The organism is Mesorhizobium sp. M0816, assembly GCF_040320005.1.
Taxonomy (GTDB): domain Bacteria; phylum Pseudomonadota; class Alphaproteobacteria; order Rhizobiales; family Rhizobiaceae; genus Mesorhizobium.
In genome coordinates this window covers 436445-463366 of the sequence record NZ_JAMYOT010000002.1, presented here as the reverse complement: position 1 = coordinate 463366, position 26922 = coordinate 436445, and the positions used below count along the sequence as shown (strand labels likewise).

At 61.7% G+C, this 26922-nt stretch carries 24 protein-coding genes; 16 read left to right on the top strand and 8 right to left on the bottom strand.

Annotated elements, in window-relative coordinates; all coding sequences use genetic code 11:
• Positions 1–276: 276 nt before the first annotated feature.
• Complete coding sequence (locus NKI17_RS04320; protein WP_352620708.1) at positions 277–1344, bottom strand: CobW family GTP-binding protein; 1068 nt, start codon at positions 1342–1344, stop codon at positions 277–279.
• A 197-nt stretch (positions 1345–1541) separates the two neighbouring features.
• On the opposite strand from NKI17_RS04320, the gene NKI17_RS04315 reads away from it, so the two are divergent.
• Both NKI17_RS04315 and NKI17_RS04310 read left to right on the top strand, forming a co-directional pair.
• Positions 1542–2264 carry an intradiol ring-cleavage dioxygenase gene (locus NKI17_RS04315; RefSeq protein WP_352620710.1) on the top strand — a complete coding sequence of 241 codons (723 nt, stop codon included), beginning with the start codon at positions 1542–1544 and terminating at the stop codon, positions 2262–2264.
• Between the two features lie 203 nt (positions 2265–2467).
• On the top strand, positions 2468–2950 hold the full coding sequence (locus NKI17_RS04310) for a MarR family winged helix-turn-helix transcriptional regulator (RefSeq protein WP_254816029.1): 483 nt from the start codon (positions 2468–2470) through the stop codon (positions 2948–2950).
• Positions 2951–2952: 2 nt separating this feature from the next.
• Here NKI17_RS04310 and NKI17_RS04305 read toward each other — a convergent pair whose 3' ends face one another.
• A complete protein-coding gene (locus NKI17_RS04305) occupies positions 2953–3825 on the bottom strand; it encodes an AraC family transcriptional regulator (RefSeq protein WP_023676242.1) in 873 nt (290 codons plus the stop codon).
• 52 nt (positions 3826–3877) lie between these two features.
• On the opposite strand from NKI17_RS04305, the gene NKI17_RS04300 reads away from it, so the two are divergent.
• The 6 genes from NKI17_RS04300 (at position 3878) to NKI17_RS04275 (ending at position 9075) form a co-directional block, all read left to right on the top strand.
• A complete protein-coding gene (locus NKI17_RS04300) occupies positions 3878–4285 on the top strand; it encodes a DUF2000 family protein (RefSeq protein ID WP_352620712.1) in 408 nt (135 codons plus the stop codon).
• A gap of 197 nt (positions 4286–4482) precedes the next feature.
• On the top strand, positions 4483–5367 hold the full coding sequence (locus tag NKI17_RS04295) for a DMT family transporter (RefSeq protein WP_352620714.1): 885 nt from the start codon (positions 4483–4485) through the stop codon (positions 5365–5367).
• 68 nt (positions 5368–5435) lie between these two features.
• Complete coding sequence (locus tag NKI17_RS04290) at positions 5436–6458, top strand: LacI family DNA-binding transcriptional regulator (RefSeq protein ID WP_023676245.1); 1023 nt, start codon at positions 5436–5438, stop codon at positions 6456–6458.
• Positions 6455–7435: a 2-hydroxyacid dehydrogenase gene (locus NKI17_RS04285; RefSeq protein WP_352905434.1), complete on the top strand. Its 981-nt coding sequence runs from the start codon at positions 6455–6457 to the stop codon at positions 7433–7435. Before NKI17_RS04290 ends, NKI17_RS04285 begins: the two co-directional genes overlap by 4 nt.
• A 178-nt stretch (positions 7436–7613) precedes the next feature.
• Positions 7614–8003, top strand: a complete 390-nt coding sequence (locus tag NKI17_RS04280; protein ID WP_352578566.1) for a hypothetical protein — start codon at positions 7614–7616, stop codon at positions 8001–8003.
• Positions 8004–8151: 148 nt separating this feature from the next.
• On the top strand, positions 8152–9075 hold the full coding sequence (locus NKI17_RS04275) for a LysR substrate-binding domain-containing protein (RefSeq protein ID WP_352578567.1): 924 nt from the start codon (positions 8152–8154) through the stop codon (positions 9073–9075).
• Positions 9076–9120: 45 nt separating this feature from the next.
• On the opposite strand, the gene NKI17_RS04270 is transcribed toward NKI17_RS04275, so the two are convergent.
• Positions 9121–10080 (bottom strand): hypothetical protein, encoded by a 960-nt coding sequence (locus NKI17_RS04270; RefSeq protein ID WP_352578568.1) that lies wholly within the window; start codon positions 10078–10080, stop codon positions 9121–9123.
• 256 nt (positions 10081–10336) lie between these two features.
• Here NKI17_RS04270 and NKI17_RS04265 point away from each other — a divergent pair, with 256 nt between their 5' ends.
• Positions 10337–11044: a glutathione S-transferase family protein gene (locus tag NKI17_RS04265; RefSeq protein ID WP_352578569.1), complete on the top strand. Its 708-nt coding sequence runs from the start codon at positions 10337–10339 to the stop codon at positions 11042–11044.
• Positions 11045–11142: 98 nt separating this feature from the next.
• On the opposite strand, the gene NKI17_RS04260 is transcribed toward NKI17_RS04265, so the two are convergent.
• The gene (locus NKI17_RS04260) at positions 11143–11916 is read right to left on the bottom strand and encodes a gamma-glutamyl-gamma-aminobutyrate hydrolase family protein (RefSeq protein WP_352578570.1); all 774 of its coding nucleotides are present in this window, start codon (positions 11914–11916) and stop codon (positions 11143–11145) included.
• Between the two features lie 283 nt (positions 11917–12199).
• Between NKI17_RS04260 and NKI17_RS04255 the strand changes: the two genes are divergently transcribed.
• Positions 12200–13309, top strand: a complete 1110-nt coding sequence (locus tag NKI17_RS04255) for a TRAP transporter substrate-binding protein (RefSeq protein WP_352492671.1) — start codon at positions 12200–12202, stop codon at positions 13307–13309.
• Positions 13310–13695: 386 nt separating this feature from the next.
• Here the strand turns inward: NKI17_RS04255 and NKI17_RS04250 are convergent, their stop codons facing one another.
• The 4 genes from NKI17_RS04250 to NKI17_RS04235 form a co-directional block, all read right to left on the bottom strand.
• The gene (locus NKI17_RS04250) at positions 13696–14721 is read right to left on the bottom strand and encodes a zinc-dependent alcohol dehydrogenase family protein (RefSeq protein WP_352905433.1); all 1026 of its coding nucleotides are present in this window, start codon (positions 14719–14721) and stop codon (positions 13696–13698) included.
• Positions 14722–14737: 16 nt separating this feature from the next.
• Positions 14738–16516 (bottom strand): TRAP transporter large permease, encoded by a 1779-nt coding sequence (locus tag NKI17_RS04245; protein ID WP_352620745.1) that lies wholly within the window; start codon positions 16514–16516, stop codon positions 14738–14740.
• A complete protein-coding gene (locus NKI17_RS04240) occupies positions 16516–17100 on the bottom strand; it encodes a TRAP transporter small permease subunit (protein ID WP_023676252.1) in 585 nt (194 codons plus the stop codon). Before NKI17_RS04240 ends, NKI17_RS04245 begins: the two co-directional genes overlap by 1 nt.
• A 204-nt stretch (positions 17101–17304) precedes the next feature.
• Complete coding sequence (locus NKI17_RS04235) at positions 17305–18210, bottom strand: branched-chain amino acid ABC transporter permease (protein WP_023676253.1); 906 nt, start codon at positions 18208–18210, stop codon at positions 17305–17307.
• 140 nt (positions 18211–18350) lie between these two features.
• Between NKI17_RS04235 and NKI17_RS04230 the strand changes: the two genes are divergently transcribed.
• The 6 genes from NKI17_RS04230 (at position 18351) to NKI17_RS04205 (ending at position 26863) form a co-directional block, all read left to right on the top strand.
• Entirely contained in the window at positions 18351–18959 is a 609-nt protein-coding gene (locus tag NKI17_RS04230; protein WP_023676254.1) for a CGNR zinc finger domain-containing protein, read from the top strand.
• Positions 18952–19482: a hypothetical protein gene (locus tag NKI17_RS04225; protein ID WP_352452209.1), complete on the top strand. Its 531-nt coding sequence runs from the start codon at positions 18952–18954 to the stop codon at positions 19480–19482. The genes NKI17_RS04230 and NKI17_RS04225 overlap by 8 nt, the downstream gene beginning before the upstream one ends.
• A 225-nt stretch (positions 19483–19707) precedes the next feature.
• Positions 19708–23187, top strand: coding sequence for an indolepyruvate ferredoxin oxidoreductase family protein (locus NKI17_RS04220; RefSeq protein ID WP_352905432.1), 3480 nt, complete (start codon positions 19708–19710; stop codon positions 23185–23187).
• Positions 23188–23339: 152 nt separating this feature from the next.
• Positions 23340–25661, top strand: a complete 2322-nt coding sequence (locus NKI17_RS04215; RefSeq protein WP_352620723.1) for a putative bifunctional diguanylate cyclase/phosphodiesterase — start codon at positions 23340–23342, stop codon at positions 25659–25661.
• A gap of 150 nt (positions 25662–25811) precedes the next feature.
• A complete protein-coding gene (locus NKI17_RS04210) occupies positions 25812–26594 on the top strand; it encodes an N-acyl amino acid synthase FeeM domain-containing protein (protein ID WP_023676258.1) in 783 nt (260 codons plus the stop codon).
• A gap of 119 nt (positions 26595–26713) precedes the next feature.
• On the top strand, positions 26714–26863 hold the full coding sequence (locus tag NKI17_RS04205) for a DUF3096 domain-containing protein (RefSeq protein ID WP_013528205.1): 150 nt from the start codon (positions 26714–26716) through the stop codon (positions 26861–26863).
• The last annotated feature ends 59 nt before the right edge of the window (positions 26864–26922 follow it).

Sequence of the window (26922 nt, the reverse complement as noted above, 5' to 3'; positions counted from 1 at the left end):
CGTCCGCCAGACTCAACTGACCCAGAACACGATCCGCCATCCCGAATCTCCCTGCTTCGACCATCATCACAGAATCACCAATCGGCTTCTGTGCAAAGGTCTCCTTGTGGGAGAAGGTGGATTGGCGCGCAGCGCCAAGACGGAAGAGGGGTGCTGGACGGAGTGCCGTCCTTGCCAAGCTGGAACACCCCTCATCCGACCGAGCTTTCGCTCGGCCACCTTCTCCCACAAGGGAGAAGGAGAGAAGGGCAGCGCTAGCGCTATAAAGTCCGGAAATCAAGCCGCCTGGCAGGCCTCGAAGCTTGTCTTCAGTCGCTCGGCGTCGAGTTCGCGGCCGATGAACACCAGCCGGCTCTCGTGCTTCTCGTCGTCCTTCCAGGCGCGCTGGTGGTCGCCCTCGATGATCATGTGCACACCCTGGATGACATAGCGCTCGTCATCGCCTTTCAGCGCAATGATCCCTTTCAGCCGCAGGATGTTCGGGCCTTCCATCTGGGTGACCTTCTCGATCCACGGGAAGAACTTTTTCGGGTCCATCTCGCTGCCGCGCAGCGACACCGACTGCACAGTCACGTCATGGATGTCGGAAGGGTGCGCATGATGATGCCCGTCATGATCGTGGTGATCATGGCCGTCGTGATCATGGTGATGGTGGTCATGATCATGATCATGATGGTCGTGATCGTCATGCGCCTCGAGGAAGTGCGGATCGTTCTCCAGCGCCCGGGACAGGTCGAACGCACCGCGATCGAGCACCTCGGACAGCGCCACGCTGGCGCGTGTGGTGCGATGGATTCGTGCCGCCGGGTTGATGGCGCGGATCGTCGCCTCCACCTTGCTCAGCTCTTCGGGGGTGACGAGATCGGTCTTGTTGAGTACGACGACATCGGCAAAGGCGATCTGGTCCTCGGCCTCGCGGGAATCCTTCAGACGCAGCGGCAGGTGCTTGGCGTCGACCAGCGCCACCACCGCATCGAGCCTGGTCTTGGAACGCACGTCGTCGTCCATGAAGAAGGTCTGCGCCACCGGCACGGGATCGGCGAGGCCTGTGGTCTCGACGAGGATGGCGTCGAAGCGGCCAGGCCTGCGCATCAGGCCTTCGACGACGCGGATCAGGTCGCCGCGCACGGTGCAGCAGACGCAGCCATTGTTCATCTCGTAGATTTCCTCGTCGGATTCCACGATCAGCTCGTTGTCGATGCCGATCTCGCCGAATTCATTGACGATGACGGCGTAGCGCTTGCCATGGTTTTCCGAAAGGATGCGGTTGAGCAGTGTCGTCTTGCCGGCGCCGAGATAGCCGGTGAGGACGGTTACGGGGATCTGCGTCTGTGCGTCGCTCATATTGTGCCTCGAATAGGGATTGTCGGCTCCATATAGGATGTGTGCTCGGCTTTTGCACGAGGCAAACCGGTGGGCCAAAGAGGGGCTGGTATTGCCGAACTTTCCTCACATTACCGAACTTTCATTGGCGCCGCCTGACAGCGGGCCCTAGATAGGCGGGGTCATTTGCGGAGCTGTTCGCGTTGAAGAGGCGCCAGATGTCCGACAAGTCGTTGCCACTAAGCCGTCGGCAGGCGCTCGGTCTCGTTGCGGTTACCGCTGGCGGCATATTCCTGCCCGCCGGTGCAAGGGCCGGGCAGGTTTCGCCCTATGCCGGGCTTGCTTTGTTCGAAGCCGGTGCCGGCGTCTGCGCCATCACGCCCGAGGTCACCGAAGGGCCGTTCTATTTCGACCCGAAGCTCGAACGCGCCGATATCACCGAGGGCAAGAAGGGCATCGGCCTCAATGTGCGGCTGCAAATCGTCGACGCCGCCTGCCAGCCGCTTCCCGGCGCACGCGTCGATATCTGGCATTGCGACGCCCAAGGCAGCTATTCCGGCTATCCCGGACAGGGCGACGGGCAGGATATCGACACGTCCGGCCAGAGCTTTCTCCGCGGCTGGCAGAGAACCGATGAAAGCGGCATCGCTTCTTTCGCCACCATCTATCCCGGCTGGTATCGCGGCCGCACCACCCACATCCATTTCAAGATCTTCCCCGACGACCGCTCGGTGATGACCGGCCAGATGTTCTTCCCCGACAGCCTCAGCGAGCAGATATTCGCCACCGTCGCGCCTTATAAAGATCGCCCCGGCAAACGCGATACATCGAACGCGCGGGACGGCATTGCGCGGCAGGCCGGGCCGCTGTCGCAGGCAGCGCTGCGGGAAATGGCGGACGCCTATCAGGCGTTGATGGTGGTCGCGGTGAAAGCCGGTTGAGGACACCTCGTCACGTCCCCATCCAGCCATTGCGGAAAGTCGTTTGTCATCTAACTGAAATAAACATCTGGCATTAGCCACGGCGAACACCGCGAAGCTTGCCGGCAAAGCTATTTTCCGAGCCGGAATGTTTTCGATCGTCATTGCCAATCGGCGGCCTGCTTCTATGCTGTCCGCTCCGGTTCGGCCGAGGAGGGATGAGCATGGCCAAGGCGGACAAGACTGCAACAATGAGCCGGCTGCATTCGGCGGCGCGGCTGGCGCGCACGGCGCTCGCCGCCCGGCTTCTGGCGCATGGTTTCTATGCCGGCCAGGACCAGATCATGCTGGCGCTCGACCGCGAGGACGGGCAGACGCCCGGCAACCTTGCCGGCCGCCTCGGCGTGCGTCCGCCGACCATCACCAAGACCATCAACCGGCTGCAGGCGCAGGGCTTTCTGGAGAAGCGGGCCTCGTCCGCCGATGCCCGCCAGGCGCATATTTTCCTCACCGACACCGGCCGCGAAATCATCCACGCCATCGAGAAGTCGGTGAAGAAGACCGAAAAGCAGGCATTGAAGGGTCTCGACAAGAAGGATCAGAAAGCGCTGTTCAAGCTGCTTGCCCGCGTCGAGGCGAACCTGTCGAACGGCGAAATGGTGCTCCCAGATGACGAACTGGATATCGAGGACAAGATGCTTGAATAAGGTCACGCGTTCGCCGCTGACGGCCGTCGCGTCAGTGCCGACCAGCGTCCCGGTGTGACGCCGAACGCCTTTTTGAAATGCCGATTGAAATGGCTTTGGTCACTGAAGCCGGCTGCGATGGCGATTTGCGCCAGTGGCTCGTCGGCTTCGATCATCCGACGGGCTCGTTGAAGCCGGCGCATCAACAGGAACCGGTGCGGGCTGGTGGAGAAGGTGGCGCGGAAATGCCGCGACAGGGCATAACGGTCCAATCCGGTTATCGCCTCCAATTCATCCGAACGTACGATCCGCGCGACATTTTCCTCCAGATAGTCGCGCGCCAGGCTGGCGGCGCGCCACGCAGTTTTCGCTACCGGTTTCGTCGGCTGACCGGCGTGCCGGGCCAAGCTTTGCATAAGCTGCGTCATGAAATCGACGACAAACAGCTCGTCCAGTTCCTGATTCAACGGCCCGAGCGCCGAAAGCAGCGTCGCCCGGAGATCGCGGTCTGTCACCACGGCATTCCCGACGAATGGTAGTGATCCGCCGCCGAGACAATCGAGCATCAGGGACGGCTCCAAATAGAGCATTCTGTATCGCAAGCCGTCTTCGGTGCCGGCACCGCCATCGTGCAGTTCGTCGGGATGAAGGATAATGATCTGGCCAGGCAGGCTCTGATGCGTTTGGCCGCGATAGCGGAAGCGCTGCACGCCATAAAGCGTCACCCCGATCGCATAGGTGTCGTGGCGATGGAGATCGAAGGCATTGCCGTGGAACCGGGCCTCAATGCGTTCCATCCCGGCAGCACCGGGTGCCGGTACGATGCAGTTCTCGGCTGCATCCACGCACAAACGTCCAAGACCCTGAAAGGCTTCCCGGTCTAGATCGTGCGCCATCGCTTCACTCGCAGCCTCGGATTGGCCCCCTTTTCGGATTGGAAACTGTCGCATGTTCGATACGAAATTTGCAATCGTGCTCAAGGATGATCTTCCCGTCTGGCAAAAGCTCAATGTCACCGCCTTTCTGACCAGCGGCATCGTCGCGCAATTTCCCGACATTATCGGCCACCCCTACCGTGATCGCGCCGGCAATATCTACAACCCGCTGTCGATCCAGCCGGTCATCGTGCTTTCGGCGGACGGCCAGACGCTCGGCGCGATCCAGCGGCGGGCGCTGGAGCGTGGTGTGACGGTTTCGCTCTATGTCGAGGATATGTTTTCGACCGGGTATGATCTGGCCAACCGCGCCGTCTTTGCCGAATTTGCGCCGGAGGATGCCAAGGTGGTCGGCATCGCGCTTCGCGCCGAAAAGAAGCTCGTCGACAAGATCACCAAGGGCGCCCGCATGCACGCCTGAGTCGTCGGCCACTAGGTCGGCCACTGGGAAACAAACTGAGCCTGTCGGCGGCTGTCGTTGTGCCAGACTGTTTTGGCTTGCCCGCAGGCGACAATTGCCGCATTGGTGAGGGACCGCCTTGCTTCCCGTCCGGCCTGAAATTGAATGCTCCCCCAAGACAAGACGAAAGCGCGACATCGCCGGCGGCGATCCTGTGCATGCTTTCCGTCTATGTGTTTTTCACCTTCCTCGACACCAGCAGCAAGTACCTTGTGCTGGCCGGCGTCTCGGCGCTGATCGTCGCCTGGACCCGCTTCGCGGTCCATGTGCTGATCGTCGGCGTCTTTCTGCACGGATGGCGTGAGCCGCTGCGCTTTCGTCCCGCCAACCTGCCGGCGCATCTCACGCGCGGTCTGCTCCTGTTCGGATCGACGATATGCAACATTCTCGCGCTGCGGACGCTGCAGCTGGCGGAAACCACCTCGATCTACTTCTTCGGCCCGATGGTGATCACCGCGCTTGCCGGTCCGTTGCTAGGGGAATGGGCCGGCTGGCGGCGTTGGCTGGCGATCATGAGCGGCTTTGTCGGCGTCCTCATCATCACCCGGCCGGGCATCGGGGTTTTTGGCGTCGGCCATCTCTTTGCGCTCGGCTCGATGCTATCGAACAGTTTCTACGTCATCATGACGCGCCGCATGTCGGCTACGGAAACCTCGGAAAGCCTCATCCTGTTTTCGGCGCTGGCGCCGGCCGTGCTGCTGCTGCCGACACTGCCGTTTTCGCCTTCGCTGCCGCAGGATGGCTGGCACTGGTTCATATTGCTGATGCTTGGCGTCTTCGGCGCCATCGGTCATTGGCTTCTTGTGCAGGCCTATCGCCTTGCCACCACCACGGCCCTGGCTCCCTATCCCTATTCGCAGATGATCTGGATGATCATCTCCGGCCTGATCGTCTTCAACCAGTTTCCCGATCGCTGGACGCTGGTCGGTGCCACAGTCATCGTCGCCAGCGGCCTCTACATCGTTCACCGCGAGCACCGGCTTCGCTTGCGCAACCGCGCGACGCTGGACGCGGAGGCGGAAGCGCTGGCAAAAAAACTTTGATTTGCGCGGGATCGATGGCATAAGAGCCGGCCTTTAAACAGTTTAAATTGCTTCGGGAGCGCAGGCCGCTGGCACAGAAGATCAAGCTTTCCACCATCGCGGATGCGCTCGGCGTGTCCACGGCCACGGTCTCGCTGGCCTTGCGCGACAGCCCGCTGGTCGCCGGCGGCACCCGCGATCGCATCAAGGAACATGCCCGCGCCATCGGCTATATCTACAACCGCCGCGCCGCCAGCCTGCGCACCTCGCGCTCGGGTATTGTCGGCGTCGTCGTCCATGACATCATGAACCCGTTCTTTGCCGAGATATTGCGTTCGATCGAGAGCGAACTCGACCGCAGCCGGCAAACCTTCATCCTGTCGAACCACTACGACCAGCTCGAGAAACAACGCACCTTCATCGACACGCTTCTGCAACTCGGCGCCGACGGCGTCATCATGTCGCCGGCCATCGGCACGCCGCCCGAAGACATAATCATGGCCGAGGAGAACGGTCTCCCGGCAGTGCTGATTGCACGCACCGTCGAAGGTGCCGACGTGCCGGTGTTTCGCGGCGACGATGCCTATGGCACCGGGCTTGCTACCAATCATCTGATCTCGCTTGGCCACAAGCGCATCGCAATGATCGGCGGTACCGACCAGACCTCGACCGGCCGCGACCGCTATCAGGGATATGTCAACGCCATGGAGGCGGCAGGGCTTGAGGTCAGGCCGTCCTGGCGCATCGCCGGCCCGCGCACCAAGCAGGCCGGCTTCGAGGCTGCCGGGCAGTTCCTGGCGCTGAAGGACAGGCCGACCGCGGCCTGCTGCTGGAATGACCTCGTCGCCATCGGCCTGATGAACGGCATCGCGCGCGCTGGTCTGGTGCCGGGCATCGACATCTCCGTTACCGGCTATGACGACCTCGAGGAGGCGGCGATCGCGACGCCTGCGCTAACCACCGTCTGGAACGGCCAGCGCGAGGTTGGCCGCCGCGCCGCCAGCGCGCTGCTCGACAAACTCAACGGACAGACGGTGCGGCCGTCGCAGGAACTGATCAAGCCGGAACTGCATGTGCGCCAGTCGACCGGCAAACCGGTGGAACGTGCATGACAAAAACCAAACAGCAAGCTGTCGCCATTCTGGTGCCGGGCCAGTTCAACGATCATGCGGTCGGCCGCATCGACGGGGTGTTCAGCCGCGTCCGGATCGAACGCGCCGATCCGTCGCTGGTCACCGACGAGATGCGCCTTACGGTGCGCGGCATAGCCGCCTTTGGCGGCATAAGCGCCGCGTTAATGGACGCGCTGCCAAAGCTCGAGATTATCGCCAATTTCGGCGTCGGCTATGATTCGGTCGATGTCCGCCACGCCGCACAGCGCGGCATCATGGTCACCAACACACCGGATGTGCTGACCGAAGAGGTCGCCGATACGGCGCTCGGCCTGTTGATCAATACCATCCGCGAACTGCCGCGCGCCGAGGCCTGGCTACGCCACGGAAGCTGGCTGCGCAACGGCAACTATCCGCTGAGCCGGCTGACCTTGCGCGGGCGCCATGTCGGTATCTTTGGCATGGGCCGCATCGGCCTCGCCATTGCCCGCCGGCTCGACGCTTTTGGGCTGCCCATTGCCTATCACAACCGGCGCCGCGTCGAAGGCCTGTCCTATGACTATCACCCGACGCTGAAAGGTCTCGCCGAGGCGGTCGACACACTGATCTCGGTGGCGCCCGGCGGGGCTTCGACGGAAAAGGCCGTCAATGCCGAAATTCTCTCGGCTCTTGGGCCGAACGGCGTCTTTGTCAACATCGGCCGGGGCAGCACGGTCGACGAACCAGCCCTTGCCGCCGCACTTGCCAGCGGCAGCATCGCCGCTGCCGGGCTAGACGTCTTTGCCGACGAGCCGAATGTGCCAGCGGCGTTGCTTGCCGCGCCCAACACCTCGCTTTTGCCGCATGTCGGCTCAGCCTCGCAGCACACCCGCCGCGCCATGGCGGACCTGTGCGTCGACAATCTGGTCTCGTGGTTTTCGCAGCGAAAGGCGCTGACGCCGGTGCCGGAGACGGCAGACGTTGAAGCGCGAGTTTAAGCTGCGGTCCGCCACATTTATTAACGCCGGCTTAACGCTTTGGAAACATTCTGCATACTTCGTTAGGCATGTAACCTGAACTGCGCAGCGGTTTTGGGCAACATGCAGGAGAGCAGGATTTGAAGCGCCGCGTGAGCCTCTTTAGACGCGATGCGCTTCTAGGATGCGGAGAAACAGGATGAAAACGCTTCCTGCATTGATTGTGGCAGCGGCGCTTTTCGGCGGCTTTCAGCTGTTTCACGGCGGCACCGGCGAAAGCCGTGCGGCCAATGAGGCAGTGCCTTCCAGCAATTATCGGCTGACCGCCAACGGCGACGAGGCGGATTGCGCGGTCAGGCGCGGCGCCGAAGTCTCGGCCGGCCTGTCGCTGCTGACCGTCGCTTCGAATTGCCGTCGGCTTCTGCCCGGCATCGAGCGGGCGAAATTCTGGCGTGAGCAGGAGGACGGCACGGTGTCCCTCAGCGCCAATGGCAGCGATCCGATCGTCACGTTCGCGGTTGCCGACGGCGATGGCTATGAATCCTACGCGCCGGCGCTGCCGCTGCTATCGCTAGCGGCCAGACCATGAGCAGAACAAGCCGCCGGATGTTAGAAACAGCTAATGACAGGACCGGCTAGAGGCCATCGCAAGTTGACTGCGACCGCATGCCCGTCAAACTGGGGAGCCGTGCTAAAGATCGCTCCGGTTGAATAGCGCCTGCTGTTGCGAGGTCCCATTGACTAAACAACTATCGGAGTTCGACATCGGCTTGCTGCTGACACTCGACGCGCTATTGAAGCACCAGAACGTCACCCACGCAGCGACGGGATTGAACATCACCCAATCTGCCTTGTCGGCCCGCCTGATGCGGCTGCGTCAGTTGTTGAACGACCCACTCTTCACCACCGCGGCGTCCGGACGGGGGATGACCCCGACGCCTCACGCCTTGGCACTTGAGGCCGAGCTCACGCGGCTGCTCGAACGGTTGAGCGATTTCGTGAATACTGCCCATCTGTTCGACCCTGCGACAAGCAAACGTGTCTATCGCATTGCCGCAACGGACAATCCGGCGGCAATCTTGGCTCCGGACCTCATTCCGCAGTTTAAATCCCAAGCTCCCAACGCAAAGGTCGCCTTTACGGTGCCCAACAAGCCGAGGATCGTGGAGCACCTGGAGCAAGGCGACGTCGATCTCTTCATCGGAGCCGCAGAAGACGGTTCGGGTGGTCTGATCGGACAAAAACTGTTCGAAGAGGAATTCGTCACGGCCCAGCGGCCCGGCCATCCACGCGGCAAGGGACCAATTACCCTGGACGAATTCTGTGCCCTCGACCATCTGCTCATTTCGACGAGCGGCGGGCACTTTGCAGGAATGATCGACGACGCGCTTGCCGAGATTGGCCGCGAGCGCAACGTCACGGTCTCCATCCAGAGCTACGCCCTGGCCCCGCTCGTTCTAGCGAACAGCGATCTGATCTGCACCCTGCCCCGGCGCTTTCTGAAGCGCTTCGCTGAGGTCCTCGATCTGTTCGAAGCCCCCTTGGAGCTCTCGCCGTTCGCCATGAACCTGTTCTGGCACCCGCGGATGCGGAGTGACCCGGCCCACATATGGCTGCGCAAACTGGTGATGCAGAGCGCTCGTAATAGTCACGAAGAGTAGCGGCCGGACGCCACGCAACCGTTCCGGCCACCACATGTCGCGCAATCAGAACTTCTGAAGCAGGTAATCGCCGACCTTGTCGGCAGCGGGATCGAACAGCGTATCGAGCCGCGAGTTCAGCACGTAGATGACGTCGCCCATGATCGCCGCGGCCGTTGGCATCGACATGACGCTGCGCTCCTGCTGGACGATCGTTGCCGATGTCCACCCGTCGGTGGAAACCAGTTCGACGGTGCGATCGACGCCAAGGTTCTGCACGACGACGAGATGCTGGTCATCGATCAGCTGAATGCCGTCGGCACCCGTCAGGGCCTCGGGCAGTTTCACTAGCTCGACCTCGCTGGGGTCGGCGATGCTGACCCGAAACAGCTCACCCGTATTGTATTTGCCCACGAGCAGATAGCCGTCCTTGTGCCAGGCGATGCCATTCAGGTTGAAGCCACCGCCATCCTTGAAGCGCGGGTCCTGCGCAAAGATCGTCGCCTTGCCCGCTGTATCGATCCGGTAGACGATCGGGGCAAAGCTGTCGGTCACATAAGCGTTTCCGCCGGCGTCGAGCGCGATATCATTGGCAAAATGCGTGCCTTCGCTGAGGCTGCCGAGGTCATGATAGGCAAGAGGCTGGCCGGTCGTGGCATCATATGTGGCCACGCCCGCAAGCTTGCCCTGGCTCGCCGCATTGGTGCGATCGCCGACGCCCGGATCGGAGTTCGTCACCCAGAGCGTATTGCGCTTGTCGTCGACGAGCAGGCCCGCGGTGGAAATCAGTTTCGCGTCGTGGACGAACACCGTGTACTTCCCGGCTTCGTCGACCTTGCCAACCAGGCCATGACGCACCGAGCCGACCATGAAGGTGTCCTGCTTGGCCGACCACGTAATGCTTTCCGGATAACTCTGGTCGGAGGTAAACGAAATTCCATGAGCCGTGCTGTCGGCCATCGATGGCGATACAAGATTGAAAAAAGCTATAGCGGCGACGCCAGCCATTAGAGAGCGAGAGATCATGATTGGTTCCTTTCGATCGGTTGATGTCACCGCTCTAGAACCCCGCGCGCCCCTCGAGAAATCGCCTTTCATGATGAGACCGATCGATAGTGTTCATGGGTTTGGCGCTTGCTGAAATCCAAATCCATCCCATCGCCCGACCTGCCATGAACGGGCTCGATGCCACCAATCCGCGAGATCGATTGGCGCGTTGGTGCGCAAGCCAGCATGTTCTGATTCCAACATCGGCAGACGGCCAATTGGGTTGACTGGGCAGATGTTCAACGATGAGACAGAAAAAATGCTCAATTTATATTTTCATGCCACGCCGAATTCCATGAAGGTGGCGGTGCTGCTGCAAGAACTGGAATTGCCCTTCGACATCTCGCCGGTCGATATCTTCAAGGGCGAACAGCACACGCCGGAATTCAGGGAGGTCAATCCAAACGGCAAGGTTCCGGCGATGGTGGACGGGGATGTGACGATATTCGACTCTCATGCCATCCTCCTCTACCTCGCCGAGAAGCACGGAAAATTCATTCCCGCCGAACTGAAGAACAGGGCTGTCATGCTGTCATGGCTGCAGTTCGTGGCAACGGGCCTGTCGCCGTTTTCCGGCCAGGCGATCCACTTCCTTCACTATGCGCCGGAAGATATCGCCTATGCGAAAAATCGTTACGTGAAGGAGCTTGAGCGCCACTACGCGGTTCTGGACCGTCGCCTCGGGGAGGCCCGATATCTGGCAGGCGACGAGTACACGATCGCAGACATGGCACTTTGGGGTTGGGCCGCCTCCGCCGGATATGTATTCGGCGCCAAAGGTCTTGGCGACTATCCCAATGTCATGCACTTCATGAATGAAGTGACCAAGCGCCCTGCTGTCCAGCGCGCCTTGGATATGAAGGCGAAGCATGCCTTCAAGACGGAGCTCGATACCGAAACACGTCGCGCCATGTTCCCGCAAAACGAGACAGCTGCCCTATGAACTGTGCCACCGGCAGTTTCTGCTGTCGGCGGTTTATTGAGCGCCTTCTGTTGGCCGGCCGAGTGCAACGTCAGCGTCGGGTGACCTCTGCGATTGACCTATTCCGCGGCTGCGCGCGCACCCGATTTCGCCGCCTGATGCAGGCGCACCGCATCGCCGAATGCGCGAAATATCTTTACCGAGATACTGTCCGATTTGACCCAGTATTCGGGATGCCACTGGACGCCGACGGCGAAAGCCCGTGCATCGCGCACCGAAACCGCCTCGACAGTGCCGTCGGCGGCGACCGCTTCGACCTGCAACTTTGGGCCAAGCCGGTCGATGGCCTGGCGATGCACCGAATTGACCATGATGTCGCCGGCGCCGAAGACCCCGGCCAGGCAGCTGCCGGGTTTTATTGACACGCTCTGGCGGATGGCGAAGCGTTCGTCCTGTTTGTCGCTTGCCGGCGCACGATGATCGAGCGAACCGGCGCGTTCCTGGATTTCGGTGGCCAGCGTGCCACCCAGCGCCACATTCATCTCCTGGATGCCGCGGCAGATGGCGAGCAATGGCACCCCGCGCTCCACCGCCCGGCGGATCAGCGGCAACGTCGTCGCGTCGCGGGCGGAGTCGTAAGGACCATTGGCTTCGCTGGCGTCACCGCCATAGAGCGAGGGATGGACGTTCGATTTGGAACCGGTGACCATGACGCCGTCGACGGCGGAAAGCAGTTCGTCGAAGTCGAGCCGGTCGCCGAAGGATGGTACCAGCAGCGGGAACACGCCTGCACCCGAAAGCGCCGCTTCAAGATATTGCTGTGGCGTGGCATGCCAGGTGTAATTGTCGAACTGGCGGACGTCGGTCGATATTGCGACGAGCGGCTGGTGCATTGGTCCGGATCCCATCGGGTGCAACGAATTATCTGCCTGCAAAATAGGCGATCCGAAGGCGCATTTCCATGGCAAGTTTCGGCGTGTCGCGTAGGCCAGTTAATCGACCTTAGACTATAGTTGCAAGATCTGCCCCAACGCCGTGAATTTCCCCGAAATGCGCCGCTCAAACCGGGCTGCCGTGCTGGACTCGACTCCTTGCCTGTGTATTGTCGGCTCGAAGCCGATCCGGGCGCCGAAGTGTCCCGAATGTCGGTCAGTGGATCCAAAAGGGAGGAACTTCATGGATCGTCGTTCGTTCATCCGCAAGGCCGGCACCGCCGGCGTTGGCGCCGCGGCCGCTGCCGCGACACTTGCCGCCCCGGCCATCGCTCAGTCCAATCCGAAAGTGACCTGGCGGCTGGCGTCGTCCTTCCCGAAGTCGCTCGATACGATCTATGGTGGCGCCGAAGTGTTTTCCAAGATGCTGTCGGAGGCGACCGACGGCAACTTCCAGGTCCAGGTCTTCGCCGCCGGCGAACTCGTTCCCGGCCTGCAGGCCGCCGATGCCACCACTGCCGGCACCGTCGAGGCCTGCCACACGGTGGCATACTATTACTGGGGCAAGGACCCGACCTGGGCGCTGGGAGCGGCGGTTCCGTTTTCGCTCAACGCGCGCGGCATAAACGCCTGGCACTATCATGGTGGCGGCATCGATCTGTTCAACGAGTTCCTGGCGACGCAGGGTCTGTTTGGGCTGCCGGGCGGCAATACCGGCGTGCAGATGGGCGGCTGGTTCCGCAAGGAGATCAAAACGGTCGCCGACCTTTCCGGCCTCAAGATGCGTATCGGTGGTTTTGCCGGCAAAGTGGTGCAAAGGCTCGGCGTGGTTCCTCAGCAGATCGCCGGTGGCGACATTTATCCGGCGCTGGAAAAAGGCACGATCGATGCCGCCGAATGGGTCGGCCCCTATGACGACGAGAAGCTCGGCTTCTACAAGGTTGCGCCCTATTACTACTATCCCGGCTGGTGGGAAGGTGGACCGACTGTCCATCTGATGTTCAACAAGGCGAAATACGACGAACTTTCGCCGGCTTACAAGTCGCTGGTGCATACTGCCGCTCAAGCGGCCGACGCCAACATGCTGCAGAAATACGACTATCTCAATCCGGCGGCGGTTAAGCGGCTGGTTGCCGGCGGTGCCAAGTTGAGCCCGTTCAGCCAGGAGATCATGGCCGCCTGTTTCGAAAAGGCCAACGAAGTCTATGCCGAGATGGAAGCCTCGAACGCGCCGTTCAAGAAGATCTGGGATTCGATCAAGGCGTTCCGCAAGGAGCATTATCTCTGGGCGCAGGTGGCCGAGTACAACTATGACACCTTCATGATGGTCCAGCAGCGCAACAGCAAGCTCTAGAACATTCTGCGACGCCGAGTGGCTCCACTCGGCGTCGCAGAATGGGCTAAAACAAAGCGGATGCCCGGTTTTATTTGAATGCATTCCGCTCCAGGAAGACGTGGTTCTTGTCAAAGAACCCTGAGCACGCCCCGTGTTCCTTCCTGTCAGCCTCGGACGCACTGACTTCCACCGGTATTCCCGCCCGGAGCATGGCAATCGAACACTGTCGACTTGATGCGGCCACGCATCAGTTGCTGGACCTCACCCGGTTGTAGGCCGGCGTCGGCATAGGTGGCGGGGTCGCCTTTCCCCGGCTTCATCAGCCCGGCTTTATCAGATTGAGGATGAAGCCATCGATGCGACGCAGAACCGCGAAGCCTGGCGGTGGCAACTGGCCCGATGGATCAGCTCTGAGGCACTACCAGGACTTTGACCTCACCTGGCGCCGGCGGGTTGGCAATGATCGCCACCGCCTCGTCGAGGCTGACTTGTCGTGATATCAGCCGATCTACTTCGATCGCCCCCGAGGCGATAAGATCGGCGGCCCGGCGATGGGTAAAGGGGTTGAGGAAGGAACCCAGGACCTTCAACTCACGGAATAGGAGATCGAACGGTTCGAACGCCACTTTCATGCCTTGCGGCATCACGCCGACGACGACGACGGTGCCGCCCGCTTTGGCCAGCCGCATCGCCTGCTCAACAGTGTCTTTCACGCCGGCGCATTCGAACACCACGTCGACGCCGCCCGGCATCAAACCCGACCGGCCGACGATCGCATCGATGACATCGAAGGCGCTGGGATCGAGCGTCGCCGTTGCGCCAAATTGCTCGGCAAGAGCCCGCCGCGAGGCCTGACGGGTCGACAAGATAATGGTCGTCGCACCGGCGAGCTTTGCCAGCTGAACGGTGAGCAGGCCGATCACGCCGCCGCCGAGCACCGCGACCGACGAGCCTGGTTTGATCGCGGCAAGGTCCACGCCATGCAGGCAGCAGCCGAGCGGCTCGCAGAAAGCACCATGCGTAGGCTTCAGATCGCCTGGCAAGACGAAGGCCTGTTTCTGTGGCAGGACAAGATATTCGGCAAAGCCGCCATCGCAATGGATGCCGATGGCGCGTAGATTGCCGCAGAGATTGACCCGGCCGGCCTGACAATGCTCGCATCGGCCACAGGCAATGTTGGGATCGCCGGTGACGCGGTCGCCGACGGAAAAGCCGGATACGCCAGGTCCGACCCCCTCGACGATGCCGGAGAATTCATGCCCGAGCGTCACCGGCGGCGTGCACGGGAATTCACCATGGAAAAGATGCCTGTCGGTGCCGCAGACGCCGCACGCCTCGATGCGCACCAGCAGATCGTTCGGCCCGGCGGTCGGTTTCTCGGCCTCGCACACGGCGAGGCTGCCCACTCGGCCCAACCGAACCGCCTTCATGGCTGCCGGGCCTTCCTCAGTTGAAACTCGGTGGTTGCGACAGATCGATCGCCGGCGCCGCCGGTTTCGCGGGCGGCTTTTCGTCGAAGCTCGGCGGCTGCGACAAATCCGGTGTGGAAGGTGAGGCCGGGGCAGTGCCGCCGTTGGCCGGCGGCGTGCCAAGCGGCGACAAGCCGATGCCAGGCGTTTCCGGCACCTGGTAGTTGATGGTGCCAGGATCGACGACAGTGCCTTTGTAGTGCATCACCATCTGCGGGAAGGCGATGGTCAGGCCGATCATGATCACCTGGATGCAGACGAAGGGCACTGCGCCCCAATAGATCTGCCCTGTGGTGACGGGCGCGATCTGCTTGCCGGTGAGTCGGTCGAGATAGGGCACGCGCGCGGCGACCGAGCGCAGATAAAACAGCGCGAAACCGAAGGGCGGATGCATGAAGGAGGTCTGCATGTTGACGCCCAAAAGCACGCCAAACCAGATCAGGTCGATGCCGAGTTTGTCAGCCGCTGGCGCCAAAAGCGGCACGATGATGAAGGCAAGCTCGAAAAAGTCGAGGAAGAAGGCGAGCACGAAGACGAGGATGTTGACGCCAATCAGGAAACCGACTTCACCGCCCGGCAGCGACGTCAACAGGTGCTCGACCCAGATGTGGCCATTGACGCCGTAGAAGGTCAGCGAGAACACCCGCGCGCCGATCAGGATGAACAGAACGAAGGACGACAGCCTGGTCGTCGAGGCCAGCGCCTGCTTGACCACGTCGAGCGACAGCCGCCCCTTCATCGCCGCCATTGCCAGCGCGCCGACGGCGCCCATGGCGCCGCCTTCCGTCGGCGTGGCGATGCCAAGGAAGATGGTGCCCAGCACCAGGAAGATCAGCGCCAGCGGCGGGATCAGCACGATGATCACCTGCTGTGCCAGTCTGGACATCAGGCTGATCTTCAGGCGCTGGTCGACGATCGCCACGACATAGATGAAGATGACGCCGATGGTGGCGCCGAGGATATCGGCGTTGCCGCCATGGTTCGGCGCAAGGTAGCGATACGCCGCATAGGAAACCACCACCGCCGCCAGCAGCGCCGCCAGCAGCGACAGCACGCCGTGGCCGAGCGTGCGGGCCTCCAGCGGCAGGGCCGGCATCGACTTCGGCCGGAAGATCGACATGAGCAGAATGTAGAGCATGTAGATGCCGGTCAAAATGAGCCCGGGGATCAGCGCTCCCTTATACATATCGCCGACCGAGCGGCCGAGCTGGTCGGCCAGGACGATCAGCACCAGTGACGGCGGGATGATCTGGGCGAGCGTCCCGGACGCGGCAATGACGCCGGATGCCAGCCGCCGGTCGTAGCCGTAGCGCAGCATGATCGGCAGCGAAATCAGACCCATGGCAATGACGGAGGCCGCCACCACGCCGGTCGTCGCGGCGAGCAGCGCGCCGACGAAAATCACGGCATAGGCGAGGCCACCACGGACAGGTCCGAACAACTGGCCGATCGTGTCGAGCAGGTCTTCGGCCATGCCGGATCGTTCGAGCACGATGCCCATGAAGGTGAAGAACGGGATCGCCAGCAGCGTATCGTTCGACATCACCCGGCTGCCATAGAAATTATCCGGCAACGCGTGCAGCAACGGCCAGGCGAGATTGATCGAGCCGCCCGAATAGGGCGACAGAAGCACGCCGATGAAGAAGAACATCAGGCCGTTGGCGGCGAGCGAGAAGGCGACGGGATAGCCGATCAGCAGGAAGACGACCAGCGAGGCGAACATGATCGGCGCCATGTTCTGGGCGATGAACTCGATCACGAGCGCACCTCTTCGACGAGCGCCTTGGCTTCTAGCTCGGCCTGCTCATGCACCGATATGAACGGAGTGGGATCGTCCATCTGACCGCGCATGATGGCGATTTTCTTGATGATTTCTGAAATGCCCTGCAGCGCGAGCAGAAAAAAGCCGACCAGCAGGATCGCCTTCGCCGGCCAGATGATCAGCCCGCCGGAATTGTTCGACATCTCCCCGCTGCGATACGACAGCGACACATAGGGAACGAAATAGACCACCATCAACGTCACGAACGGCATCAGGAAGAAGACGTGACCGAAAAGGTCGATCCAGTGCTGCACGCGGCGCGAGAACATGCCGTAGACGATATCGATGCGGATATGGTCGTTCTGCTTCAGCGTGTAGGCGGCGGCCAGCATGAAGGCGGCGCCGAACAGATACCATTGCAATTCCAGCCAGGCGTTCGAGGACATGTCGAACACCTTGCGGATGACGGCGTTGGCGGCGCTTACCAGGATCGCCAGCAGGATCAGCCACGAAACCCATTTGCCGATGAATTCGTTCAAACGGTCAATGGTTCTGGAAAGAGCGAGAAGCCCTGCCATGCATTCCTCCCTTGTGTCAGAGCGCGGCGGTTCCCTGTCCGTCGCGTCGCTGTGGACCAACGGTATGCAGTGCGTGGTCCGGCGGGTCAACACGGGACAGCCCGCATAAACACAGTTGTGAGATGACGGGCGGCAAAATGCTGCCGCATCCTTTGCATGTCCAAGGACATGCGGCGCTTTCACCCAAGCAAAGTCGGGTGCGGCTCAGGCGATCTTCTGTTGGTCGCGGCCGGCGCCGATCAGCACAAGCATGGCGACGAGGAACAGGTACATCCAGCCGTCCCGCCATTCGAGCGGAAAATAGCCGGCCCATAGCGATTCGGCCATGCCGAAAGCGGCGGCGCCCAGTGCCGCCCGCAAAGGCGAAAGATAGCCGCCCACTGCGGTCACGAACAGGATTTTCAACCCGTAGACCAACCCTGTGCCGAAGCTGATGTTACCGTAGTAGAAGGCGGCGAGCACGCCAGCCAGTGCCGCGCAAAGGCCGCCGAAAAGCACCGCACGCCGAAACACCGCACGGACATCGACGCCGCACATCGCAGCCGCCTTGGGATCGTCGGATACGGCGCGCCAGCTCCGGCCGAAGCTCGAATATGCGAAGCCCCAAGCAGCCAGCGCTATGGCCGCCAGTACGGCGGCGCAATCGAGCAATTGGATCAGCGTCAACGTCGCCTTGAAGCTGGCATTCTGCGCGAAGACGATGGTCTGGGCCAGCATTGGCGGCAACCATAGGTCATGGGTATCGGCGGCGATGCGGCTGGCTTCCGACAAGACCAGCAATATGCCGAGCGTCGTCACCACGATGGCGTTGGGCGAGCGGTCGGCCAGCGGTTCGAAGATACTTCGCGACAGGACATGGCTGAGCAGCGCCGCATAAAGGAATGCCGCAGCTACGCCGAGCGCGACCGATGCAAACAGCGTCAGCCACAGCGCCTGATAGCCGAACGCCGCGGTGAGGATCATCGTATGCCCGCAAAAGGCGAACAGCGCGCCATAGGCAAGATTGGTACGGTGCAGGATGCCGTTGGTCAGCACGTAGCCGAAGGCAAGCAATGCGTAGAGCGCGCCCGAATGCAGCCCGTTCAGAACCTGCTGGAAGAAATAGAGCATGCAAGACCCTCTATGCATGCCCCGCAATCGGGGCAGAGGTTTGGGACGAACGATATTCTCAGTACGGCGATCGCCTCAGTGACGAGCGTTGCACCCGGAATCTAACTTGTCAAACGCGAGTTATCAGTTAGATTCGCCATATGACAGTATCCTGGACTCCGCACCGCTTTACCGGTGGCATGCTGGCGCTCGATACGGCGAACACCGTCGTTTTGCGGAACGATCCGGAGAAAACTTTCGACCGTTTCGACGATCCGGCCGAGATCGCCCGCTTTGCCGAAGCGGCGAGTGCCTTTCGCGCCGCCGAGCTCGGCGGCAGGCGGCTCGTAGCGCCGGCGCCTGAAAAGATCGCACCGGTGGTGCTGTCGATTCGCGAGACGACCGATCGGCTGTTTCGCGGCGCGGTATCGAAAGGTGCGATCGACACCGCCGATATGCCTGAATTCCTGGAAGCCTGCGCCGACGGCCTCGCCCATGGCCACACCGAAATCGGCACGCCTGGAAAACCGTTCGGTGATCCGGCAACGCCGATCGCCTTCGAGGCGGCGCTCGCGGTCTCGGCGCTGTCGCTGCTGCGTAGCGACACCATCGCCAGGCTGCGGATATGTCCGAACTGCAGCTGGCTGTTTGTCGACAAAAGCCGCAATTCCAGCCGCCTCTGGTGCGACATGGCGGTGTGCGGCAACCGCCAGAAGGCAAACCGACACTATCGCCGCCGGACCGCGGCCAGGGAGGTCACCAATGTCTAGAAGATTCTCACGCGCGATGATTGTCGTCGCGGCGTTGTTCGCGGCGGCCGCGCTCGGCGCCTGCCGTGATTCCGGCAAGGACCAGCTGTTCGCCATTTCCGGGAAGCTGTTCGAGTTCAACTACCGGCTGGGTATCGCCACCTATGTCATCACCCTCAATCCGCTGCGGCCGGTGGGTGAGGGGCAGGTCGCTGTGGTCTCCTTCCAGAACCCGGCCGGTGGTGATCCGATCATCGTCACCCAGAAAATATGGCCGAAGCTGCCGCATGTGACGCTCACCAGCCCGCCGCTTACCTGCGTTGTCAAGGACAAGCCCTATGCGGTGTCGATCCGCATCGAGGATTCCAGCGGCAAGTTGCTGCAGAGTTTCGCGACCACTCTGACGTCCTCGCTCGACCAGTCGGTCCTGCCCGACCGGCCTCTGGTGGTCGGGCCAGTCTACGAGCTCAACAAGGACTTGGCCGGCCATGTCGACGGCAAGCTGCCCGGTGAACCGAAGCCCAGTTGCCCAAAGGCTGCATGATGCATCACCAGCGGCACTGACCGCCGCCGGAATTTTTCATGCTCGGCCATCCTCCCCGACAGGCGTTTCGTGGCGCCACACGGCCGCGCACGGATCGTTTGTTGCGGACCGCCTGGCACCTTCGATTTTGTTTGACCTCCCCGGCAAGGGAAGAAAGACTGTGGGCACTCGACTCCGACGTTGGCCGCGCACCACCAGGCGCGGCCTCCGCACAGGAAATGCCTGATGACGCTGCACAATGTCGCGCTCGACGACAAGTTCGACCTGGCAAAGGAGCGCATCTTCCTGTCGGGTGCCCAGGCAGTCATCCGCATGCTTCTGATGCAGCGCGAGCGCGACCGCCGGGCTGGCCTGAACACCGCCGGTTTCGTCTCCGGCTATCGCGGCTCGCCGCTCGGCGGCCTCGACATGCAGCTGTGGAAGGCCAGGAACCAGCTCGCGCAGTCGGACATCGTCTTCCAGCCCGGTCTCAACGAGGAGCTCGCCGCCACCGCCTGCTGGGGCTCGCAGCAGGCCGAATTGCTGGGCGAGGGTACCCATGACGGCGTTTTTTCGGTCTGGTACGGCAAGGGTCCGGGCGTCGACCGCTCCGGCGACGTGTTCCGCCACGCCAATCTCGCCGGGTCGTCGAAACATGGCGGCGTGCTGGCCCTGATGGGTGACGACCACATGGCCGAATCCTCGACCAACGCGCATGCCACCGAGTTCCTGTTCGTCGACACCATGGTGCCGATCCTTAATCCGGCCGGCGTCCAGGAGATCATCGACTACGGCCTCTACGGCTTTGCCATGTCGCGTTTTGCCGGCACCTGGGCGGCGATCAAATGCGTCAAGGACAACATCGAATCGACGGCCTCGGTCGATGCCGCGCTCGAACGGCTGAACATCATCGTGCCGGACTTCGACATACCGCCCGGCGGCCTCAATATCCGTAACGAGATCGACATGCTCGGCCAGGAGGAGCGGCTGCATGAACACAAGCGCGCCGCCGCTTCGGCCTTCATCCACGCCAATGGGCTGAACCGGATCGTCTATTCGGGCGGCAGCAGCGCCAAGCTTGGCATCGTCACCATCGGCAAGAGTTATCTCGATGTTCGCCAGGCGCTGGAGGATATCGGCATCGACGAAGCGGCCGCCAGTCGCATCGGTATCAGGCTGTTCAAGGTCGGCTGCCCGTGGCCGCTCGACCTGCAGCACATCGCCGACTTTGCTCGCGGCCTCGATACCATCGTCGTCGTCGAGGAGAAACGCTCGCTGATCGAGGTGCAACTGCGCGAGAACCTTTACGGCACCGCGACGCAGCCGATCATCGTCGGCAAGAAGGACGAGCGCGGCGACTGGCTGTTCCCGGCCAAGGGCGCGCTCGACCCCAACGATATTGCCATCGCGCTCGGCGAGAGGATTTTGCGAACGATCGGCCCGTCGGAAGAAATCGCCGCGCGGGTGGCGAAGTTGCGCCAGTTCCAGGCGATGCTGGCCGACACGTCAGACATCGCCTCGCGCACGCCCTTCTTCTGCTCCGGCTGCCCACACAATTCCTCGACCAAGGTGCCGGACGGCTCGCTCGCCGCCGCCGGAATCGGCTGTCATTTCATGGCGCTGTGGATGGACCGCAACACCGTCGGCTTCACCGCCATGGGCGGCGAGGGCGCGCAGTGGGTCGGCCAGGCGCCGTTCTCGAAGCGCGAGCACATCTTCCAGAATCTGGGCGATGGCACTTACAACCACTCGGGTGTGCTGGCGATCCGCTTCGCGCTGTCGACCGACGCCAACATCACCTACAAGATCCTCTACAATGACGCCGTCGCGATGACCGGCGGGCAACCGCACGAGGGCGGCCTGACGGTGGACATGATCGCAAGGCAGGTGCGCGCCGAGGGCGTGGAGCGCATCGCCATCGTCACCGACGAGCCGGACAAATATACCGGCAAGGTGGAATTTCCCGCCGGCGCCACCATCCATCACCGCGACGACCTCGATCTCGTCCAGCGCGAGTTGCGTTCGGTCAAAGGCGTCTCGGTGCTGCTCTACGACCAGACCTGCGCCGCCGAGAAGCGTCGCCGCCGCAAGCGCGGCACCTTCCCCGATCCCGACAAGCGTATCTTCATCAACGAGCTGGTCTGCGAAGGCTGCGGCGATTGCGGCGTGCAGTCGAATTGCGTCTCGATCCAGCCGGTCGAGACCGAATTCGGCCGCAAGCGCAAGATCGACCAGTCGAGTTGCAACAAGGACTTCTCGTGCGTCAACGGTTTCTGCCCCTCCTTCGTCACCGTCCACGGCGCCAAAATCAGGAAAGCCGAAGGCATAGCCGGCGCGGCCGACCCGCTCGCGGGGGTGCCGGCGCCGGCGCAATTTACGCTCGGTGAACAAGGCTGGGCGGCGATCATCGACGGTGTCGGCGGCACCGGCGTCGTCACAATAGGCGCGGTGCTCGGCATGGCCGCGCACTTGGAAGGCAAGGGCTGCGGCATGATCGACATGGCCGGCCTCGCCCAGAAGGGCGGCTCGGTGTTCACCCATGTCCGCATCGCCCGCACGCCGGACGACATCCACGCCATTCGGCTATCGGCCGGCAAGGCCGATCTCGTGCTCGGCTGCGATCTCGTCGTTTCGGGTGCCAAGAAGGTGTTGGCCGCGGTGCGCGAAGGCCATACCATCTTCCTCGCCAACACTGCCGAGATCATGCCGGGCGAGTTCGCCCGTTCGGCCGATTTCTCGCTGCCCGTCGAGCGGCTGAAGAAAGCGATAAGAACGGCCGCGGGCGACGACAGGACGCATTTCTTCGACGCTACCCGCACCGCCACCGCGCTGTTCGGCAGCTCGCTTGGCGCCAACATGTTCATGCTCGGCTTCGCCTTCCAGCACGGCGGCTTGCCGCTGTCGGCGGAGGCGGTCGAGAAGGCGATCGAGCTCAACGGCGAGGCGATAGCGATGAATATCGCGGCATTTCGCTGGGGCCGCCGCGCCGCCCACCAGCCGGATTTCGTGCGCAGCCTTCTTGCCCAGCCGGGCAAGGCCACGCAGCATGCCGCCATTGCCGAGACGCTGGACGATATCATTGCTCGCCGCGTCGCCTTCCTGACCGCCTATCAGAACGCCGCCTATGGCAAGCGCTATGCCGACAGACTGGCGGCGCTGCGCAAGGCCGAAACCAATGCTGTGCCCGGGTCGACCGTGGTGACCGAGGCTGCCGCAAAGAACCTGTTCAAGCTGATGGCGATCAAGGACGAATACGAGGTGGCGCGGCTTTATACGGACGGCTCCTTTGCCGCAGAGATCGCAAAGCAGTTCCAGAGCTACGGCAAGCTTGAATTCCATCTCGCACCGCCGATCATGGGCAGGCGCGGCAGTGACGGCAAGCCGAAGAAATCGAGCTTTGGCCCGTGGACGATGAACGGGTTCCGCCTGCTGGCGGCGATGAAGGGCCTGCGCGGCACCGCTTTCGACCTGTTCGGCTACAGCGCCGAGAGGCGTATGGAGCGGCAGCTTCTTGCCCTCTATGAAGCCGACCTGGAGCTTGTCGCCGGCGCGCTGGCGCCGGGCAAGATCGAGGTTGCTGCCGCGCTTGTTTCGGTGCCGGCGCTCATCCGCGGCTTTGGCCACGTCAAGCAGGCCAGTGCCGAAAAAGCCGCCGGCGAACGCCAGCGTCTGCTCGACCGCCTCTCGACGGCGCCGCTGCGGCCGCAACTTCAAGCCGCCGAATAATTCAGCGCTGTGATACGCCTTGTTTACCTGAACTGTAGTTTCCCTGCTTCCGCTGCGTCACCAATGAATGCCAATAGAGCCAGAACCGCTGCTCTAAACCTTTCTTAAGGCCAATGTGACACTGCTGGGTTCCCCAGGGTTGGGATCCAGGCGTGAATCTGAGACGAAAAAACGAGATTCCGGTCGACGTTTACATTCCGTTCGTGGAAACGCTGTTTCGCGACGGGTTCACGCTGTCGATCGGCCTTGTTGCGCAGACGCTCCTCGTCATTCTGGTCTATTGGAAGACCATGGACTTGGCGTATCTTCTAGTTGCCGCTGGGCTCATCATTGTCGGTACTCTGCGCCTTCGCAACATCCGAAAATACGGGCGACTTCCTTCCCCGACGACGTGGGAAGAAGCCCATGATCGCGAAAACGATTACATAATTTTCGGTTCGATGCATGGTTTCATGCTTGGCGCGTTCTGTTTCGTCAGTATCTATCTGGCAAATGACAGCCACGACAACTATGCCGAAATAGCCTCTGTCTGCGTCACTCTGGCATCGGTCACGTCGATTGCCGGCCGCAATTATGGGTCGCCGCGCATGGTTATGATTTTTATCATAACCACCACATGGCCCATATCGCTTGGCTTTATCCTGCGCGGCGATATCTACCACATCATCCTCGGTCTGATGTCGGCCCCTTTTCTGTTTGCGATCAAGCGGTTCGCCGACATCGTCCGCGAAGTCCTGTTTACCGCCCTGTCGGAGGAAAAGAAGGCGAACCGCATCGCGCAGCGTTTCAACCGCGCGCTCAACACCATGTCGCATGGCCTTGTCATGCTTGGTCCCGACGGCCGGGTGGCGGTGGCCAATGCCGAAGCCGCGCACCTGATGTCGCTCAAATCGGCCGATGCGCTGCTAGGCCGCTCGATCCACGGTCTGCTGATGCGCGGCGCTGCAGGCGGCATGCTGGCGCCGAAAGATTGCCGTTACATCGAAGCCCAGCTGACGCGTGCGTTGCGCGAGGGCCGCGACCGCAAGGTCCTGGTCTCGCTCACCAACGGCCAGCACTATGAATTTTCGGCGCGCGAAGGCAGCCAGGAACTGGGCGTCGTCACTTTCGAGGATGTGACCGCCCGGGTCGAGGCGGAAGACAAGATCCGCTTCATGGCGCGCTACGACAGTCTCACCGGCCTGCCCAACCGCGCCTACTTCCACGAGTTGGTGGTGGAAGCCATGGCCTCAGGGGATCCCGAGCGTCTCTGCGGGCTGGTGGTGCTCGATCTCGATGATTTCAAGAGCGTCAACGACACGCTCGGCCATCCGGTCGGCGACGGATTGATCTACGCCGTTGCCGAGCGGCTGGCGGCAGTCGCTGGGCCAGGCATCACCGTTAGCCGCTTTGGCGGCGACGAGTTCATGATCTTCTTCGAGCGCATCGAGGATGAAAGCCACCTGACCGGCCAGGTTGATGAGATCTTTGTCAATCTACAGGGCGAGGTCGATGTCGCCGGCCACGGATTACGCATCCAGGCCAGCGGCGGCGCGGTGCTGTCGCGGGTCAAGGATACCGACGTTGACGCCATGATCGTCAAAGCCGACCTTGCACTCTACAAGGCCAAGGAGCTTGGCAAGAACGGTTGGCGGCTGTTCGAGGCCTCCATGGATGCTGCCTTCCGCAGCCGTCAGCTGATGAAGGCGGACCTGCGCAGCGCCGTGGAAAACAAAGAATTGCGGGTGGTCTATCAGCCGATCGTGGCGATGAGCACGATGCGTATCGCCAGTTGCGAAGCGCTGTGCCGCTGGGATCATCCCGATCTCGGGCCGATTTCCCCCGGTATCTTTATTCCGCTGGCGGAGGAAATGGGGATTATTTCCGACATCAGCACCTTCGTCCTGCATGCGGCCTGCACGGAATGCGCCAAATGGCCGGCCCAGACCAGCGTGTCGGTCAATCTCTCGGCCAAGGATTTCCGCAACCGTGATGTCATCCAGAAGGTTCGCGACGCGCTGGCTGAATCCGGTCTCTCCGCCGGACGTCTGGAGATCGAGGTCACCGAGACGGCGCTGCTCGACGACAAGTCGCTGACACGCCAATATATCGAGGAGTTGAAGCGGCTCGGCGTGCGCATTGCGCTCGACGATTTCGGTACCGGGTATTCGAGCCTCAGCTATCTCCACAAACTGCCGCTCGACAAAATCAAGATCGACCGCTCGTTCCTGATGGATGTCACTCAGAACAGCCGGTCGCTCGAATTGCTCAAGGGCATCGTCAACCTGTCACGGCCGCTGGGACTTTCGGTTACCGTCGAAGGTGTCGAGACCTTCGAACAGCTCAAGATCCTGGCATTGCAGGTCAAGCCGGACCTGGTCCAGGGCTTTCTGTTCGGGTCGGCACTCAGCGCGTCCGGCATCGAGACGATGTCGAGCACCGTCTGGCCCTTCGCCAAGGACATCCAGACGGCAAGGAAGGCGCCGCGGCGCTGACTTCGCGCTGAAAGACCGCGTATTTTAGTATAATTTTATTAATTGTTAACCTTAATGACCGGTAAACGAGCTCCTACTTATTTTCATCTTTACATCTCATGACCCGTCCGTAGTGTCGGCTGGTGGCGGTAATCGCGGGGAATAGAGTTCATGTGTGCCCAGTTGAGTTCGCTCGGCCATGCGGCGGGCGCTGGTGGGAAAGATGCGTCCGAGACCATGTCCAGCTTCGCGCAACATGTTTATGCGCTGCTTGACCGGACGGAGTACCGACGCTGTGAAAGCGGCGAGGACTTCGAAAGCATTTACAGGCTGCGCTACAATTCCTATCGGATGAACGATCTCGTGCCCGAGAATGCGTCCCGTCAGGTCCATGACGAGTTTGACGAACTGCCCAATTGCCATACGTTCGGAATCTACATCGAGGGGCGGCTGGTCAGCACAATGCGCCTGCATAACGTGTCTGCTGATAACGCCACATCACCAGCGCTCAGCGTCTACAAGGACTTGTTGATGCCGCGTCTGGCGGCCGGCGAAGTCTTTATCGACCCGAGCCGTTTTGCCGTGGACGCCGAATGGTCACGGCTTTACCCGCAGATCCCGTATGTGACGCTGCGCCTTGCGGGCATGGCTTGCTTCCATTTCGGCGCGCCTTATTGCATATCCATGATCCGCGAGGACCATGCGGCTTTCTACAAGCGCATCTATCGGGCGCGACCGATCGGCGATGCGCGGCCCTATGCCGGCGTGATCAACTGTTTCGCGCTGCTTTATCAAGCCGATGTCCTGGCGATCAAGAATGAAACCTACGCTCGCTTTCCGTTCTTCCGTTCGACGCCAATGGAGCAGCGCATGTTGTTCGATACGCCCGGTGCCGGCGAACTCGCCCCGCTGACCATCCTGCCCACCGCCAAGTATTTTCGCGAAGCCGCCTGAACGAGCCCATGGAGCCTTCCGGTCGCTTCGGCGTTCTGGGCAAGGGTGCTGGTGGTAGGTCGGCATCGCCGGCGTCCGCCAAGCATCGCTTCGATAGCGATCCGATCAAAGGAACCGATATGACCATTTCCACGCTCGCCCTTACCCCGCTTATCTCGCTGATTGCAGGCGTGCTGATCCTGGTGATGCCGCGGCTGCTCAATTATATCGTCGCCCTTTATCTGATCGTTGTCGGCCTGCTCGGTCTGTTCCCGCATCTCGCCGGCTAACGACATTGGCAATAGCGGACCTGCCGTCCATTGTGATTGGTATCGCCGCGCTCCGCTCC